The following is a 14,736-nucleotide window of genomic DNA, read 5'->3' as shown; positions in this document are numbered from 1 at the left end:
CCGGTCAGGCCCGGTGGACCAGGTGCGCGAGGTCGGAGGCGGTCGGCGTGTCGGCCACGGCGGTGACGCCGGCGGGCAGGTAGCACATGCACCGCGCGCAGGAGTCGGCGAACACCCGCACCGCCTCGCGGTGGTCCTTGGTCCGCCACACCACGGCCAGCCTGCTGGGGGACAGGCCGAGCACCGGGCGGAAGATGATGTCGGCGCGCTGGGAGATCTCGGCGTTCTCCGCGGGCAGCAGGACGACTCCGACGCCGGCTGCGACCAGCTCGAAGCTCTCGTCGGGGTTCTCGGCTTCGGCGACGACCCGGGCGGGCTCCTGCCGGTGGTCGGCGGCCAGCCAGAAGTCGCGCAGGGCTCCCGCCGACTGGGGGTGGGCGATGAACGGCTCGGACACCAGCTCGACGAACGGGATCGTGGTGCGCCGGGCCAGCGGGTGCTCGACCGGCAGCGCCACCCACCGCTCCTCGGTGCTGACCACCTTCCAGGTGAACTCGCCGGTGTCGGGCACGGGGAGCCAGGTGACGGCCACGTCGACCTCGCCGCCGGCCAGCCCGGCCGACGGGTCGGACCACGACACCTGCCGGAACTTCAGCCGCCAGTCCGGCAGCAGCGTGCCCATCTTGGCGGTGACCGCGGGGATCAGACCGCGGCCGATCCGGTTCTGGAACCCGACCGTGAGGACCCGTTCCCGCTGGGAGACGACCTCGGCCACGTCGTGCCGAGCGTCCTCCCACTGCTCGATGATCCGACTCGCGTGGGCGAGCAGGGCCCGGCCGGCGGCGGTCAGCACGACGGAGCGCCGGTCGCGTTCGAGCAGCACCGTGCGCAGGGACAGCTCCAGCTGGCGGATCTGCTTGCTCAGCGTGGGCTGCGAGATGAACAACCTGTTGGCCGCCCTGGTGAAGCTCAGCTCCTCGGCGACGGCCACGAAGTACCGGAGGTCCCGCACGTGAACGTCCATAGCCTGAGGCTATAACAGATCCTCTTGGACGAGCAGGGCCGGCCGATCGAGAATCGGTGTCGAACTCCGAGATCAACTGGAGGTACCAGCTCGTGGAGCTAGGCGTGTACGGGTTGAGCGCGAAGGCCACCCTCGGGCCGGTCGAGACCACTCGACTGGCCGTGGTGGCCGAGGACCTCGGCTACCGGTCGTGGTGGTGCGGCGAGCACGTGGTCCTGCCCAGCCCGCGGGTCCCGGAGTCGCCGATGGCGCCCGAGGACCCGATCCTCGACCCGCTGGTCCACCTGTCCTACGTGGCCGCGGTCACCGAGCGGATGGAACTGGCCACCGGCATCGTGATCCTGCCGCAGCGCAACCCCCTGGTGCTGGCCAAGCAGGCGGCCAGCCTGGACGTGCTCTCCGGCGGTCGGTTGCTGCTCGGCGTGGCGGGTGGGTACCTGGAGCAGGAGTTGGCCGCGCTCGGCGTGCCGCTGTCGGAGCGCGGCAGTCGCACGGACGAGTACCTCGACGCCATGCGCGCCCTGTGGAACGACCCGGCGCCGGTGGCGTTCGAGGGCAGGCACGTGTCCTTCCGCAACCTCGACGCCAACCCCCGGCCCACGACCCCGGGCGGTCCCCGCGTCGTCGTCGGCGGGCACAGCCCCGCCGCGTTCCGGCGCGCGGTCGCCCGCGGTCACGGCTGGTTCGGCACCGGCTCCACGCCCGACGAGCTGGCCGCGCACCTGCGCGGGCTGGAGGAGGCGGCACGCCAGGTGGAGCGGCCCGCGCACCTCGGCGAGCTGGAGATCAACTTCATGCAGATCAACCCGGTCGAGGTGGACGACGCGGCGGCGCGCCGCTACGCCGAACTGGGCGTGACGCGCCTGACGCTGTACCCGCTGCCGCTGGAGAATCCGGACGACGTCGAGGAGTTCCTGCGTCGGCACGCGGGACTGCTGCGGGCGTGAACGGATGGCGGGGTGGGTCGACGCGCCTCGACCCACCCCGTCCTCTTCGCGTCGGGTGACGTCACGGGGTGGTGTACCGGACCTCCGCCAGGCCGAAGTACTCCGCCGCGATGATCGGGTCGAAGTACTCCCAGTAGGCGTGGATCTGACCGTCGTCGGTGAACTTGAAGATCGACAGGTAGTTGTTGCGGTAGTGCCGGCCGCTGTCCGTCAGCACGCAGTCCCCCTCGAACCGGGCGATGACGGTGTCGCCGTCGGCCCAGGTGTCGGTGATGGGGAACCTCCAGCTCTCGAACATGTCCGGCGTGTTCGACCACCGCGAGTAGACAGCGGTCTTGCCGACGATGTGCGCCGGGAACATCCGGGTGCCGAACGGGTAGTAGTGGTCCGCGCCCTCCGCCCACAGCTCGATCCAGCTGTCGATGTCCTTCTCCTCCAGCAGGCGGAGGAACGTGTGCACCGTCTCGACGTTGCGGGCGATCGCGTCCGGCGTTTGTGGCCTGCCAGCCATCGTTCTCCTTATGGGCAGCGGGTGGTGCGCCCGGCGGCCGCGGTCGACGTGCCGAACTCCGCACGGCGGCCACCGGGCGCTCGGGGTCACGGGCGGGCGTCGGGACCGATCACCCAGTGCTCGGCGGTCACCAGGCGGTGGACGTAGCGCGTGTTGACGAACGCCTGGTAGTCCTCCACGACCTGCTTGAACTCCGGGGAGTCCAGGGCGTCGCGCAGCGCGTCCACGTCGTCGAACCACAGCTGGTAGGCGGCGTCCAGGGTGGGCTCGCCGATGCCGTACCAGCCGTCGCGGGTGTGGCCCTGGAGGTAGCGGCGCAGGCCGGGCACCTTCAGGGTCAACTCGCCGTGCGTGCCCAGGCTGTACTCGCGGAAGTCCGCCAGCGGCATGCCCTCGCGGCGCTTGACCAGGATGATCAGCTTCACCCAGCCCTGGTCCTTGACCAGCTCGGGCCCGGCCTTCAGCTCGTGGGCGTCGGTGTCCAGCACCAGCGTCTGCCAGAAGGCGGCCCACTTCGGCTCGTCCAGGCGCGCGCCCTGGAGGAACTCCTCGGTCTGGAGCGAGGCCAACTGCTCCTCGTCGTTGTTGAGCCAGATCTCCGCGACACCGCTCCACTTCGGGTCCCCGTTGCCGAGGTCGAAGGGGATCGTCGTGTCGATCATGTACTTCTTGATCTGGGGGATCTTGCTCGCGTACCGCACCGCGTGCACGTTGAGCCAGTAGTCCTGGAACTCCTCGACGGTCATCCCGGGCTTCGGCGCGGCGAAGATCAACTGGTGGATCATCTCTACCTCGTTCTCGTGGGGGCGTCCGGGGGTGGAGGGTCAGACCTTGTAGCGCTTGATGACGTCTTCCGCGAAGCCGAGGTAATCGCGCAGGGGCCACACCTCCTCGAACTCCAGGTACTCGCGCATCGGCAGCCTGCCCAGCGCGGTGCGGTCGAGCTCCTCGGCGCTCGGGGCGTCGATGATGCCGATGACGCGCTTCTGCGCGGCGACCTTCCACAGGCCGACGGCGAACCCGGAGTCGAGCGTCTCCTGCGCGTGGACGGCCTCCTCCTGCTCGATCTCCCACAGCTCGTCGAGCGTGATGCGGCCCTCGTGGACCCACTTCATCTGGACGTAGAACAGCATCGGAACCGGCTCCTCGGTCAGCCGCGCTTCGCGCGGATCAGCTGGGTCAGGTCGTGGTCGGCACCGAACTCGTCGGTGGCCAGTGCCAGGGGGGTCTTGCCGTCGTGGCCGACCAGGTCGAGGTTCGCGCCGGCGTCGATGACGATCCGGGAGCACTCCTCGTAGCCGTGCCACAGGGCGTCGTGCAGCGGGGTGTAGCCGTTGGTGGAGCCCTGGAAGTCCAGGTCGACGCCGGGCCAGTTCGCGATCAGGCGCGTCAGCTCGACGTGGCCGTTGTAGACCGCCTTGTGCAGCGGGACCGCGCCGAACGTCGGCTCCGTGGCGTTGACGTCGGCACCGGCCTCCAGCAGCAGCCGGGCGATCTCGGTGTGGCCGTCGCGGGAGGCGACCAGCAGCGCGGTGTGGGCGTCGTTGAAGCCGTTGACGATCGGGAACCGCTCGTCGACGTCGACGCCCTCGGTGATGAGCCGCCGCACGGCCTCGACGTCGCCCGCGTTCACCGCGGCCATCAGCCGGTGGTTCTCGGCGCGGGCCCGGTCGGAGGACTCCCGCTCCTGGATGTGCCGGTGGGCCTCCAGGATCTTCTCCTTGCCCAGGGTGTTGACGTTCAGCTCGTATTCGAAGTGCTGCTGGAGCGAGAACCCGTAGTGCGTGGTCATGTTCAGGCCCGCGCCGCGGTCGAGCAGGTACTTCGCGATGTCGGGGTACTTGAACCACACGGCGTCCATCAGCGGCGTGTGCCCCGTGGTGGGCACGACGGCGTCGATGAACGCGCCCGCCTCGACCAGCGCGCGCGCGACCTCGAGGCTGCCGCCCTGGCACGCCTTGTGCAGCGCGGTCGCGCCCGCGCGGCTGTCGGTGACGAACACGTCGGCACCGGAGGCGAGCAGCAGCTCCACCATCGGGGCGTCGGCCCGGCCGGCGGCGATCAGCAGCGGCGTCAGGCCGCTGGCCGGGTCGCGGTGGTCGACGTCGGCGCCGAACCCGATGAGCTCGGCGACCTGGTCGCGGTCGCCCTCCCAGGTGGCCGCCACGAGCCGGGCCTCGCGATCGGCGTTGAACGCGGCGATCTCGCCGTTCGGGTCGAAGTAGACCTTCCAGGTGACGATCTTGCCGGAGTCGTCGACCACCAGCTTGTGGGAGTCCTCGATCTCGAACTCCTGGCCGGTGCGGGTGTGCGCGGCCCTGGTGTAGATCACCGCGAACGCGGTGTCGCCGTCGACCCGCAGCTCGCGCAGCGCGTAGTCGAGGACCTCGGTGGTCTCGCCGCGCACCTGGAACGCCCGGGTGACCGCCTCGACGCCGACGTGCCGCCCCAGGTAGGGGATGACCTCGTTCCACCGGTCCAGGGGCAGCTCGAAGTCGATGTCGTCGGACAACGCCGACAGCGCCTCCGGCAGATCACCCCGCTCCAGGTCGGTGAAGTACTTCTCCACCACCCGACGGGTCAGGTCAGTGCTCATCGCGCTTCCTCCTGGTAGTGTTCGCGCCTCGCCGCGGTGTCATGCAGAATCCGCATGGCGGTGGAATGCGACCGATCTGCGAGTGGCATCCGGTCCTCATTCAGTAGGTCATGCGGCACCATTCGGCACAAGGCGTCGAAGTGGACGGCGCAATGACTGCGTGACGTTCGCGCAGCAGCTCACGAAGTACCGGCGGCCGGTCCGTCACGCCTTGTCGACGACCCGCTGACTGGCCCAGCATTGCTTCGACGGCAGCCGGAATCGTTTCGGCGGGGGCCAACCTCGCTTTCGCGTCGAGCGCTGTCCGACCTTCGTCCGCAACCAATTCGGGAGTGTGTTGACTTTGACGGCCGATGGAACCAATTCCCGAACTGTCCGGGAAGCCGCGCTGGACGTTTTCCGGCAGCTGGGGATGACCACGATCTTCAGCAATCCGAGCCACACCGAGATGAAGCTGTTCGACGCGTGGCCCGACGACTTCCGGTTCATCATGGGCCTGCACGAGGCCACGGTCGTCGGCATGGCCGACGGGTACGCGCAGGCCACCGGCGAACCCTCGCTGGTGATCATCAACGGCGGTCCCGGCCTCGGCAACGCGATGGGCTCGATCTACACGGCGGCCAGCGCCCACACCCCGATGGTGATCATCGGCGGCATCCAGGCCCGCAAGCTGGTGCAGGGCGAGCCGTTCCTCAACGCGCCCGAGGCCACGTCCCTGCCCCGGCCCTACATCAAGTGGGCGGGTGAGGTGTCTCGCCCGCAAGACGTACCGGCGCTGATCGAAAAGGCTTACCACATCGCGAACCAGGCCCCGAAGGGTCCGGTGTACGTCGCTATCCCCGAGGACGACTGGGTCCGCCCGGCCGCCTCGACCCCGCACAAGGTGCGCACCGTGGCCCCGGCCGTGGTGCCCGACCCCGCGGTGCTGGCCACCGTCGCCGAAGCCTTGAACTCCGCCTCGCGGCCCGCGCTGGTGGCCGGCCCCGGCGTGGAGATCGGCGGCGCCCGCCGCGACCTCGTCAAGCTGGCCGAGCGGCTCAACGCCCGCGTCTACGGCAGCCCGGTGTGGCCGCGGGGCAGCTTCCCCGAGACGCACCCGCTGTTCGGAGGGGTGCTGGCGCCGATGCCCGAGCTGATCAACCAGGTGCTGGGCGAGCACGACGTCGTGGTGGTGCTGGGCAGCCCGACGTTCACGCTCTTCACCACGTTCGACCTGTTCTCCACCGCCCCCGCGCCGCTCGACGGCAGCGACGCGCCCGCGCTGCCCAGCGGGACCCGGTTCATCCAGGTGACCGACGACCCGCAGGCCGCGGCGTGGTCGATGGCGGACACCTCGTACGTGACCCCGCCCGCGCAGTTCGTGCGTGACCTGGTGCCGCTGCTGCCGCAGCGCCAGCGGGTCCCGCTGCCCGCCCTGCGCGAGCCGATCCCCACCCCGGTGGAGTCGGAGCCGCTGTCCCAGGCGTACCTGTTCCACCTGCTCGCGCAGCACCTGCCCGCGGACGCCCAGCTGTTCGAGGAGCTGCCGATCGCGCGTGCGGACTTCCACGAGCAGATCCCGCTGGGACCCGACAACGGCTACTTCGCCACCGCCAGCGGCGCGCTCGGCTTCCCGTTCGCGGGCGCCGTGGGTTACTCGCTCGCACGGCCCGACCAGCGGGTCGTGGTGGTGATGGGCGAGGGCTCGGCGCAGTACACGCTGCACGCGCTGTGGACCGCGGCGAAGCAGAACCTGCCGATCACGTTCGTCATCCCGAACAACTCCGGCTACCTGTCGCTGAAGTACTACCTGGACGAGGCGGGCCAGAACGCCTGGCGCGTGGGCTGGGACCTCAGCGACGTCGACATGGCGCAGCTGGCCCGGGGCTTCGGCGTGGCGGGTGAGCGCATCGAGACCCCCGATCAGTTGCGGGGAGCGCTCAAGAACGCCTTCGAGTCCGAGGGGCCGGTCCTGCTCGACGTCGTCGTGGCCGACCCCGGCCTGTTCCGGCTCTGAGCGGCGGGCGGTCCGGGATGGAGCAGACGGGCATCCGCGTCTTCCGCAAGGACGGTCTGCCGACGGTGCGGATCGGCGGCGAGGTGGCGGCGCACATCTTCGACGGCGGCCTGCACGGCGGACTGGGCGCCTCGGCGTTCATCGTCGACCTCGCCGACGTCGGGACCGGCCCGCCCGTCCACACCCACCCCTACGCGGAGATCTTCATCGTGCTGGAGGGTGCGGTGCGGTTGGTGGCGGGCGACCGGGCCGTCGACGCGACGCCCGACGAGGTCTGCGTCGTCGACGCCGGCGTGCCGCACTCGTTCACCAACGCCGGTCCCGGCCGGGCCCGGTTGGTGAACGTCCACGCCGCGTCGACGGTCGTGACGGAATTCGTGCGCGACACGCCGACCGATGGCTCCTACGACTACAACCACACCGGTTAGGAGGCGCGAGGCGACAACCGCTGTTACGCGTCGGCCGGCGGAGCCCCCGCAGCGCGCGCATCCCCTCGGGGACGCCCGCCGCGGGGGCTTTCGGCGCCGCAGGGGCATTCGCCCGGTTCGGTTTTCCGCCCCCTCGGGGCACGGTGCTTCGGTTTTCCGGACAGCAGATAATCACGGGTCGGGCGGTCCGCATACGACTCGACGCCGCACGTTGCCCACGGTGTAGGGTCGGCCGCCTGGGGGGCGGTGTCCGCGGCGGACGGGAATGGGGAGTCCGTGCGCGAGTGCCGTGGTGCGGGAGAGGATCCATGCGGGTGGACGGCGCCAACAGGGAGCAACTCGGCCGATTCCTGCGCAGTCGCCGCGAACGGCTCAAATCGGCGGACGCGGGGTTTCCGAGCAATCCGCGACGGCGTTCGATGGGGTTGCGCCGCGAGGAGGTCGCGGTGCTCGCGGGGCTCAGCCCAACCTGGTACACCTACCTCGAGCAAGGCCGGGACATCCGTCCCTCCCCCCAGGTCATGGACAGCCTGGCCCGCGTGCTGCTGCTCACCGAGGACGAGCGCCGCTACATCCACACGCTGGCCTACGGCCAGGTGATCGGGCCGGTGCCGCTCGAAACCGACCTCGGCGCCGACGACCTGATGCGCCAGGTCGTCGCGGCCGCGGACGCCAGCCCGTACCCGGCCTACGCGGTGAACCACTGCCGCGACCTGATCGCCTGGAACCGGGCCGCCGTCGAGTGGTACGACGACTGGAGCACGTACCCGGACGAGGAGCGCAACATCGTCCGCTGGATGCTGACCTCGCCGCAGGCCAAGGTGCGGCTGCTCAACTGGGAGCGCGACGCCCGCGACACCGTGGCCCAGTGGCGCGCCGAATCGGCGAAGTGGCCGGAGGATCAGGACCTGACCCGCCGCATCGACGAGATGATCGGGCTGAGCCCGCTGTTCGCCGAGTGGTGGGACGAACAACTGGTCCAGGAGAACCGGTCGCGGACGCGCAGGTTCCGGCAACCGCGACTGGGCGTGCAGACGCTGCGCGTGCTGCCCCTGCAATCACCGGAATTCGCGTCGGCCGGGATCGTTCTGCACCTGCCGGTGGAAACAGCTTAGCGGTTCGCGCCCTTTCCCGGACCTGCTGCCGCTTCCCGGCTTCGGCCGGGCTGCCCGGCGTGCGGTTCGCCCTCCGGCACTTCGGTCGTCCGCATCTCCACCCATTTCCGGCACGGGGCGTTCGGCCTGCCGTAGTCCCGACGCGGTCGTGCCGCGCCGGGCGGTCCGCCGAATCCCGTGCCCGCGGTGGCGTAAAGGCCCGCCGGCTGCCGGTGTTCCCTTAGCGAATAATTTTCGCATACTTCGTGCAGTCGGCCGTCTACGCATCCGAACGGCCCTCTCCGCGCCTTTCCGGGATGCGCCGTTCGTCCCAGCGGCCCGGTGTGAACAGCCGAGGCTGCCGGCTGCGGTCCGCTCCGGTGCTAGAACTGGGAATGCCACCACAAGCCCGATCTAGACAGCAGCACGCGAAACTTGGAAACCTGTTTTCAGCAGGGGCGGCGAGTTGGTGTCCTGACCACGGGCGCACCGCCGGCCCTGCTCGAAGTGAGCTTGAGCTGGGGTTCCGCGGTCGTGCCGTGACACGACCGCGGATGTGTGTTGGGCACCGTCGCTGTGCGCGTGCTGCCGTGAATCGTTCACCACTGTCGCTGGTCGGTTCACCCGTGAACACCAAGACTTGGGTAGATCATTTGTTTATCCAGGATTTCGGAGGAACCGTGGGTATGCACCGCTTCACTTCTTCGGAGGACAACTTATCGGTGTCGTCGACCTTGACGGAGTTCTGCGAAGAGGTGTTCTCCTCACTCGGCCGCTCCGACCAGAGGAAATGGGCCGAGACGTACGTGCGCGGGTTGCTGTCGGTGCCGGGTCGCAAGTCGATCAGACGCATCTCCGAGCTGGTCGTCGGCAGGGACGCCGACCAGTCCCTCCAGCAGTTCGTGAACCAGAGCCCTTGGCTGTGGGCGCCGGTCCGCCGAGCGCTCGCCGAGCGGGTCGGCCTGACCATGCGGACGACCGCGTGGGTGGTGCACGAGGTCGTCTTCCCGAAGAACGGGGACAGCTCGGTCGGCGTGGCCAGGCAGTTCGCCCCCTCGGTCGGGCGGATGCTGAACTGCCAGCGGTCCATGGGCCTGTTCCTGGCCGGCGAGGACGGCGGCAGCGCGGTGAACTGGCGCCTGGTCATGCCGCGGAGCTGGGACGACGACGCAGAACGGCGGGCCAAGGCGCGAGTGCCGGACGGGGAGCTCGCCCAACCCGCCTGGCAGTACGTGCTCGACGCGGTCGACGAGATGGTGGGGGACTGGGGGTTGACCGCCGCGCCGATCGTGGTGGACCTCAGCAGCGAGCCCGAGGGCGGGCGCCTGCTGGAGAAGCTGGAGGAGCGCGGGCTGCACTACCTGGCCCGGGTGCCCGCCGGCACGCCGGCGCTGCCCAAGAGCCTCGTCGGCGCGAACAGCCGGCCGCCGACCGTCGGCGCGCTCGTGATCGCGGCGGCGAAGCGGGGTCGGCGCGTGCTGTCGTGGCTCGACCAGGCGACGGGCACGATGGTGGCCTCGAACTTCGTGATGGCGACCGTGCCGGGCATCCCGGCGCCGGGGCTCCCCGCGGTGGACGACCCACGACGCGGACGGGTGTTCCCGCGGCTGCGCCACGTGGTGGCGGAGTGGCCGACCACGCACCCGCAGCCGCGCGCGGTGTGGCTGACCAACCTGGGCGGCACCGGGATCGCCGAGCTGGTGGGCCTGTTGAAGGTGCGCGAACGCGTGGAGTCCGACGTCGCCGAGCTGGCGGAGGGGTACGGCCTGCGGCACTTCGAGGGCCGGTCGTTCCAGGGTTGGCACCACCACGCGACGCTGTCGTCCGTGGCCCAGGCTTATGCGCTGGTCCAGCGGCTGGAACGCAGGAGAGCCGAGCTGGAGCGGCTGCGCCCGTACGCCTAGGCGGAACCTCCGCCGGTCCGCGGAACGCCGCTTGCATCACGCCTGGTCGACCGCCATTCTGTTAGGGAGCGCCCCCGTGCGGGCGGGAAATGGTGGTCGGGATGCGGCGGTCGTCCGCGCAGACGCGTGAACACGTGCTGGGGGTCGTGCACGAGCTGTTCTACTGGCAGGGCATCCGCGCCGTCGGCGTCGACCGGGTCGCGGCCGAGGCCGGCATCGCGCCGACCACCCTGTACCGGCTGTTCAGCTCGAAGGACGACATGATCGGGGCCTACGTCGAGCAGGCGGACGAGCGTTATCGGGAGTGGTTCCTCGATGCGGTCGAGTCCGGAGGGGACGACCCGCGGGCGCGGATCCTGGCGCTGTTCGACGCGTTGGCCGCGCAGGTGCGGCCGGAGCTGTGCCGGGGTTGCCCGTTCCTGATGGCGCTGGCCGAGTTCCCCGACCAGACCCTGCCCGCCCATCGCAACGCGGTGACCACCAAGAGGTGGGTCCACGACCGCCTCCGCGAGCTCGCCGACGCGTACGCGGAGACCCGGGCGGACGTGGACCCGTCCGGGTTGGCGGACGAGCTGTTCCTGGTCATGGACGGCGTCTACGGCTCGGTGATGGCGTTGGGCGCGGACGGTCCCGCCGCCCGGGCGCGCAAGCTGGTCGAACGCCTGCTCGCGTCCGACTGAGATCTTCCGCGCCACCCGGCCTGACGACCCCCGACCACGCCGACCCGACGTCCTCTCCACCTGTCGGGCCGGTGCCGGCCGTCCGAAGTGGACCGTCGCCACCCGGTGCGGGTCGGTCAACCCGTGCGCGTGATCGTTCAGCTCGGGTCTCCCGGTGCCGGGTCGGTGGGGCGGTCCCAGGAGACGGTGGTGAGCTGGGCCAGGGTGGAGCTGGTCAACTCGGTGACGTAGAGGCTGCGGGAGAGGGGGAGCAGGCGGTGGGCCTTGCAGTGCTGGGTGGGCAGCACGGTGACCTCCTCGCCCAGCACCTCGTTGTAGCCCGCGTCGAAGGTGACCCGCACGACCACGTCGTACACGTCGTCGCAGATGATCGACGAGCCCAGCAGCCAGGCGCTGGGGCGGCTGCCGCCCTCCGGCTCGAACGCGATGTGCAGCAGGCCGGCGTCGGCGACCTCTGAGGACCGGAGGCGGAACCACGTGGTGTCGCCGTTGGCGTCGATGCGGCCGAACGTGCCGGTGCCCTGCTCCTGGGTGCCCAGCAACGCGACCCAGAGCGCGGTCGGGCCGGCGATGAGACCGACCGGCGTGCCTCCGTGCTCCGGCGGGATGTCGAGCTGGCCCGCCTGCTGCGTGTGCGCGTTGATGCGCAGGATCTGGCTCGAGTCGTCCTGGCTCGCGTAGAACTCACCGGACACCGGGTGCTGCGCCACGAAGATCGGGTTCGGGTGCGCCTCGTAGAGGTGGAAGGAGGACGGGTCGGTGTGGTCGATCTCCAGCACGTGGTTGCTCTCCTTGAGACTCACCCACAGCTGGTCGCCGTACTCGCCGATGTAGTGCGGCCCCCTTCCCGGTGCCGGGACGTCGATCGTGCTCAGCACCTGGGGCGGCGAGTCGACGTCGGCGCCGTTGGGGTCGATCAGCAGGAGCCGGTTGTCGCCCTGCTGGGTCGCCCACACCAGGCCCGGGTAGCGGTGCGAGAGCGCGAGGCCGTGCAACATGGCCTGCTCGCCGCCCACCGGGTGGGCCCGGGTCGCGACGACCTGCTCGGTGGCCGGGTCGAGCCGGGCCTTGACCAGGTGGCTGTTGGACATCTGCGACACCAGGAGCAAGGACAACCCCGGTACCTTGACCAGCTCGTGCGTCTGCTCGGCCGGCGGCAGGCCGAACTCGAACACCGACCGGCGGGGCACGCCCCGCACCGGGCGGGCCTGCGCCGAACCGGCGGAGACCAGCGGCGCGGCGATCGTGGTGAACAGCAGGGATCGGTGGAAGGTGCGCCGGTCCATCGTGGCCTCCTAGTACCGGGCGTCCGGATTGGACTCACGGTAGGTACGGCCGGCGGTGGACACCGCGCGGTCAACCGGATGATGCCGCGTCGGGTGAACGGATTGCCCTTAAAGGGAACGCGGGTGGGCGCGGCCGTGACCGCCGCGCCCACCGATCGGGTCAGCCGGTTCCCCGGACGAACGCCCACGCCGTGCGGGCGGCGGTGTCCTCGACGCCGGTGAAGCCCTCGGCCGGGCTCAGCTCGTCGGTGGTGAGGTCGAGGTCCGGGTCGTCGGCCGTGCCGCCGACGCCGTCCGGGCCCACCGCGAACATCACGGCCGGGTCGCCGCCGGGGTCCATCAAGCTCGGGACGTCGTCGAGCGCGTCGGTGTGCCAACTGCCCGACATGTGGCCGACCTCGTGGCCGACGATATTGCCGACCGCGCGGCCGAGGAACGCGATCCGGTCGCTGCCCGGTCCGAGGTAGGTGTTCAGCGACCACACCGGCCCGGCCGGCGCGCTGATCTCGTCCAGCAGCACCAGCGCGGTCTCCTCGCGGCCGAAGTTGCCCGCGTCGATGGACTGGGCGATGCCGACGGTCGAGATGCCCGACTCCGCGGTGGTGCCGCCGATGACGACGCGGCTGACGTTCGGCCGGCCCCACGGATCGGCGTGGTCGCGGCTGGTGAGCACGCGCAGCGCGAACCGCGGGTTGAGGCCGTTCGCGATCATGTCCCGTTCGAGGTTCTCCCGCACGGTCGCGGTGATCGAGGTGATCAGCGCGCGTTCGTCGGCCGCGCCGAGCCCCCACCGGGGCAGGAAGGCCGACAGCGGGGAGAGGTCGCGCAGACCGCCGCCCCCGCCGTAGATCGACGTGTTCACCCGTGCGCCGTCGAAGTCGAGGAAGAGGGTGTGCACCGAGCCGCGCGGCGCGGTTTCCGTGCCGGGGCGGAACGCTTCGAGCTTGATGTCGTAGGGACCTTCGCCCGCCTCGACGCCCAGCCGGTACCGGCCGTCGGTCGGGGCGACGAAGTCGATGACGGCGTTGCCGCCGCCGGGCATCGGCGAGTCGACGGCGAAGGTGTTGGTGAGGTCCTGCGAGGAGCCGAACACCTCGCGACCGGCCGGGTCGTGGACGGCGAGCCGCGTGCCGCCGCCGGCCAGGGACGCCCCGAGCACGTCGCCGGCGCGCAGGTCGAAGGCGTAGTAGTCCAGGTCGCCGCCGTTCTTGCCGCTGGTGACGAGCAGGTCGTACGGCCCTTCGGTGCCGACGCCCGGGCCCGTGCCCGGCGTCGTGGGGTCGCGCGGGAAGGCGACCGGGTCGGAGCCCACCATCAGGTAGAAGGTCCGGTCGGGTCGGACGGTGAACGTGATGGTGGAGTCGTCCGAGCCGCCGCTGTCGCCGTTGACGGCCCACAGGCCGCCGTCGGAGTCCCACAGCGCGAGCATCGGATCGAGGTCACCGGTCGGCGTCACCGTGCGCGCGGTGAACGTCGTGCCGGAAGGGCCGCCGTCGATCCGGTAGAAGTCGAAGTCGCCGGTGCCGTCACCCGCGCTGCCGTGCTGGCCGTCGCCGATGACGCCGCTGGTGCGCAGCGCGCGGCGGGTGGTGGGGATGCCGGTGTCGCCGGCGAGGCCGGTGGCGTCGTTCGCCTCCGGGAACGGCGGCAGCGTCGGGATCGTGTCGTCGGGCCTGATGTCGCCGGTCAGCGCGATCTTCGAGGTGGCGGTGCGGCCCGTGCCGAAGCCCTCGACGTGCTCGGCGGTGGCCGGGGTGTCGTTGGCGCCGCTCGTACCGGCCGGCTCCTTCTCCTGGTACGGCGTCGCGGCTCGGGTGCTCGCGCGCTGCTGCCGCGTCCGGGCTTTCGCCTCGCGGTCGCGGACGACGGCGGACCAGTCGGTTCCCGCCGGGTTCGACGGGAACATCAGCAGCGGGTCGGGGTGGAGCCGCGCGACGGCTCGGGGTTCGGCGGTGACGGCGGTCTGGCCGCCCAGCAGCAGTGCCGCGGCGACCCCGGCCGCGAGCACGCCGAGTGAACGTTTCTCCATGGTGGTTCCCCCTGGTTCCCGGTGTTCCGGAAGGTCCAGGGAACCGCCCGGGGCGGCGGCGGGGTCGGGGTTCGGCCGAGGTTGGCCCGTTCACACCGGCGGTCCGGCGGCCGTTCGGGCAAGGCGGCCGGCCCGTTCGGGCCGTCTGGACGATGTTCGGACTCCGGAGGCGCCCGATCGGAGCATTGCTCGGCATCGGACGCCTGCGGGAGTCCCCGAAACGGTCGGCGGACCGGTCGCGACGTTCATCCGTCGAGTGGAATTCGCAGCGGGAACGTGCACGTCAAGCCGGATCTCGGGC

13 protein-coding genes are annotated in these 14,736 nt (G+C 70.8%); 6 read left to right on the top strand and 7 right to left on the bottom strand.

What is annotated here, in order from left to right:
* Positions 1–4: 4 nt before the first annotated feature.
* Positions 5–964 carry a LysR family transcriptional regulator gene (locus tag ACIQMJ_RS34145; RefSeq protein ID WP_499765117.1) on the bottom strand — a complete coding sequence of 320 codons (960 nt, stop codon included), beginning with the start codon at positions 962–964 and terminating at the stop codon, positions 5–7.
* Positions 965–1,020: 56 nt separating this feature from the next.
* On the opposite strand from ACIQMJ_RS34145, the gene ACIQMJ_RS34140 reads away from it, so the two are divergent.
* The gene (locus ACIQMJ_RS34140) at positions 1,021–1,911 is read left to right on the top strand and encodes an LLM class F420-dependent oxidoreductase (protein WP_499765116.1); all 891 of its coding nucleotides are present in this window, start codon (positions 1,021–1,023) and stop codon (positions 1,909–1,911) included.
* 61 nt (positions 1,912–1,972) lie between these two features.
* On the opposite strand, the gene ACIQMJ_RS34135 is transcribed toward ACIQMJ_RS34140, so the two are convergent.
* From ACIQMJ_RS34135 to ACIQMJ_RS34120, 4 genes are all read right to left on the bottom strand, one after another.
* Complete coding sequence (locus ACIQMJ_RS34135; RefSeq protein WP_499765115.1) at positions 1,973–2,422, bottom strand: nuclear transport factor 2 family protein; 450 nt, start codon at positions 2,420–2,422, stop codon at positions 1,973–1,975.
* Positions 2,423–2,508: 86 nt separating this feature from the next.
* The gene (locus tag ACIQMJ_RS34130; RefSeq protein WP_499765114.1) at positions 2,509–3,207 is read right to left on the bottom strand and encodes an EthD domain-containing protein; all 699 of its coding nucleotides are present in this window, start codon (positions 3,205–3,207) and stop codon (positions 2,509–2,511) included.
* 39 nt (positions 3,208–3,246) lie between these two features.
* Positions 3,247–3,555, bottom strand: coding sequence for a muconolactone Delta-isomerase family protein (locus ACIQMJ_RS34125; RefSeq protein WP_499765113.1), 309 nt, complete (start codon positions 3,553–3,555; stop codon positions 3,247–3,249).
* A gap of 17 nt (positions 3,556–3,572) precedes the next feature.
* A complete protein-coding gene (locus ACIQMJ_RS34120; RefSeq protein WP_499765112.1) occupies positions 3,573–5,018 on the bottom strand; it encodes an ankyrin repeat domain-containing protein in 1,446 nt (481 codons plus the stop codon).
* 334 nt (positions 5,019–5,352) lie between these two features.
* Here ACIQMJ_RS34120 and mdlC point away from each other — a divergent pair, with 334 nt between their 5' ends.
* From mdlC to ACIQMJ_RS34095, 5 genes are all read left to right on the top strand, one after another.
* Positions 5,353–7,014, top strand: a complete 1,662-nt coding sequence (gene mdlC / locus ACIQMJ_RS34115) for a benzoylformate decarboxylase (RefSeq protein WP_499765111.1) — start codon at positions 5,353–5,355, stop codon at positions 7,012–7,014.
* A 17-nt stretch (positions 7,015–7,031) separates the two neighbouring features.
* Positions 7,032–7,442, top strand: coding sequence for a cupin domain-containing protein (locus ACIQMJ_RS34110; RefSeq protein ID WP_499765110.1), 411 nt, complete (start codon positions 7,032–7,034; stop codon positions 7,440–7,442).
* Positions 7,443–7,750: 308 nt separating this feature from the next.
* On the top strand, positions 7,751–8,557 hold the full coding sequence (locus tag ACIQMJ_RS34105) for a helix-turn-helix transcriptional regulator (RefSeq protein ID WP_499765109.1): 807 nt from the start codon (positions 7,751–7,753) through the stop codon (positions 8,555–8,557).
* Between the two features lie 665 nt (positions 8,558–9,222).
* Complete coding sequence (locus tag ACIQMJ_RS34100; RefSeq protein WP_499765168.1) at positions 9,223–10,440, top strand: IS701 family transposase; 1,218 nt, start codon at positions 9,223–9,225, stop codon at positions 10,438–10,440.
* 101 nt (positions 10,441–10,541) lie between these two features.
* Positions 10,542–11,120: a TetR/AcrR family transcriptional regulator gene (locus tag ACIQMJ_RS34095; RefSeq protein ID WP_499765108.1), complete on the top strand. Its 579-nt coding sequence runs from the start codon at positions 10,542–10,544 to the stop codon at positions 11,118–11,120.
* 137 nt (positions 11,121–11,257) lie between these two features.
* Here ACIQMJ_RS34095 and ACIQMJ_RS34090 read toward each other — a convergent pair whose 3' ends face one another.
* Both ACIQMJ_RS34090 and ACIQMJ_RS34085 read right to left on the bottom strand, forming a co-directional pair.
* The gene (locus ACIQMJ_RS34090) at positions 11,258–12,406 is read right to left on the bottom strand and encodes an NHL repeat-containing protein (RefSeq protein ID WP_499765107.1); all 1,149 of its coding nucleotides are present in this window, start codon (positions 12,404–12,406) and stop codon (positions 11,258–11,260) included.
* 160 nt (positions 12,407–12,566) lie between these two features.
* Positions 12,567–14,435: a PPC domain-containing protein gene (locus tag ACIQMJ_RS34085; protein WP_499765106.1), complete on the bottom strand. Its 1,869-nt coding sequence runs from the start codon at positions 14,433–14,435 to the stop codon at positions 12,567–12,569.
* Between the last annotated feature and the right edge of the window lie 301 nt (positions 14,436–14,736).

Source organism: Actinosynnema sp. NPDC091369 (assembly GCF_044757065.1).
In the GTDB taxonomy this organism is placed as follows: Bacteria; Actinomycetota; Actinomycetes; order Mycobacteriales; family Pseudonocardiaceae; genus Actinosynnema.
The sequence above is the reverse complement of the archived record's forward strand: the minus strand, read 5'-3'. Positions and strand labels throughout refer to the sequence as shown.

Excerpts from the sequence above, each read along its gene's own strand:
- ACIQMJ_RS34145 (WP_499765117.1), bottom strand. The coding sequence starts at position 964 with ATGGACGTTCACGTGCGGGACCTCCGGTACTTCGTGGCCGTCGCCGAG.
- ACIQMJ_RS34135 (WP_499765115.1), bottom strand. The coding sequence starts at position 2,422 with ATGGCTGGCAGGCCACAAACGCCGGACGCGATCGCCCGCAACGTCGAG.
- ACIQMJ_RS34130 (WP_499765114.1), bottom strand. The coding sequence starts at position 3,207 with ATGATCCACCAGTTGATCTTCGCCGCGCCGAAGCCCGGGATGACCGTC.
- ACIQMJ_RS34125 (WP_499765113.1), bottom strand. The coding sequence starts at position 3,555 with ATGCTGTTCTACGTCCAGATGAAGTGGGTCCACGAGGGCCGCATCACG.
- ACIQMJ_RS34120 (WP_499765112.1), bottom strand. The coding sequence starts at position 5,018 with ATGAGCACTGACCTGACCCGTCGGGTGGTGGAGAAGTACTTCACCGAC.
- ACIQMJ_RS34110 (WP_499765110.1), top strand. The coding sequence starts at position 7,032 with ATGGAGCAGACGGGCATCCGCGTCTTCCGCAAGGACGGTCTGCCGACG.
- ACIQMJ_RS34105 (WP_499765109.1), top strand. The coding sequence starts at position 7,751 with ATGCGGGTGGACGGCGCCAACAGGGAGCAACTCGGCCGATTCCTGCGC.
- ACIQMJ_RS34100 (WP_499765168.1), top strand. The coding sequence starts at position 9,223 with ATGCACCGCTTCACTTCTTCGGAGGACAACTTATCGGTGTCGTCGACC.
- ACIQMJ_RS34095 (WP_499765108.1), top strand. The coding sequence starts at position 10,542 with ATGCGGCGGTCGTCCGCGCAGACGCGTGAACACGTGCTGGGGGTCGTG.
- ACIQMJ_RS34090 (WP_499765107.1), bottom strand. The coding sequence starts at position 12,406 with ATGGACCGGCGCACCTTCCACCGATCCCTGCTGTTCACCACGATCGCC.
- ACIQMJ_RS34085 (WP_499765106.1), bottom strand. The coding sequence starts at position 14,435 with ATGGAGAAACGTTCACTCGGCGTGCTCGCGGCCGGGGTCGCCGCGGCA.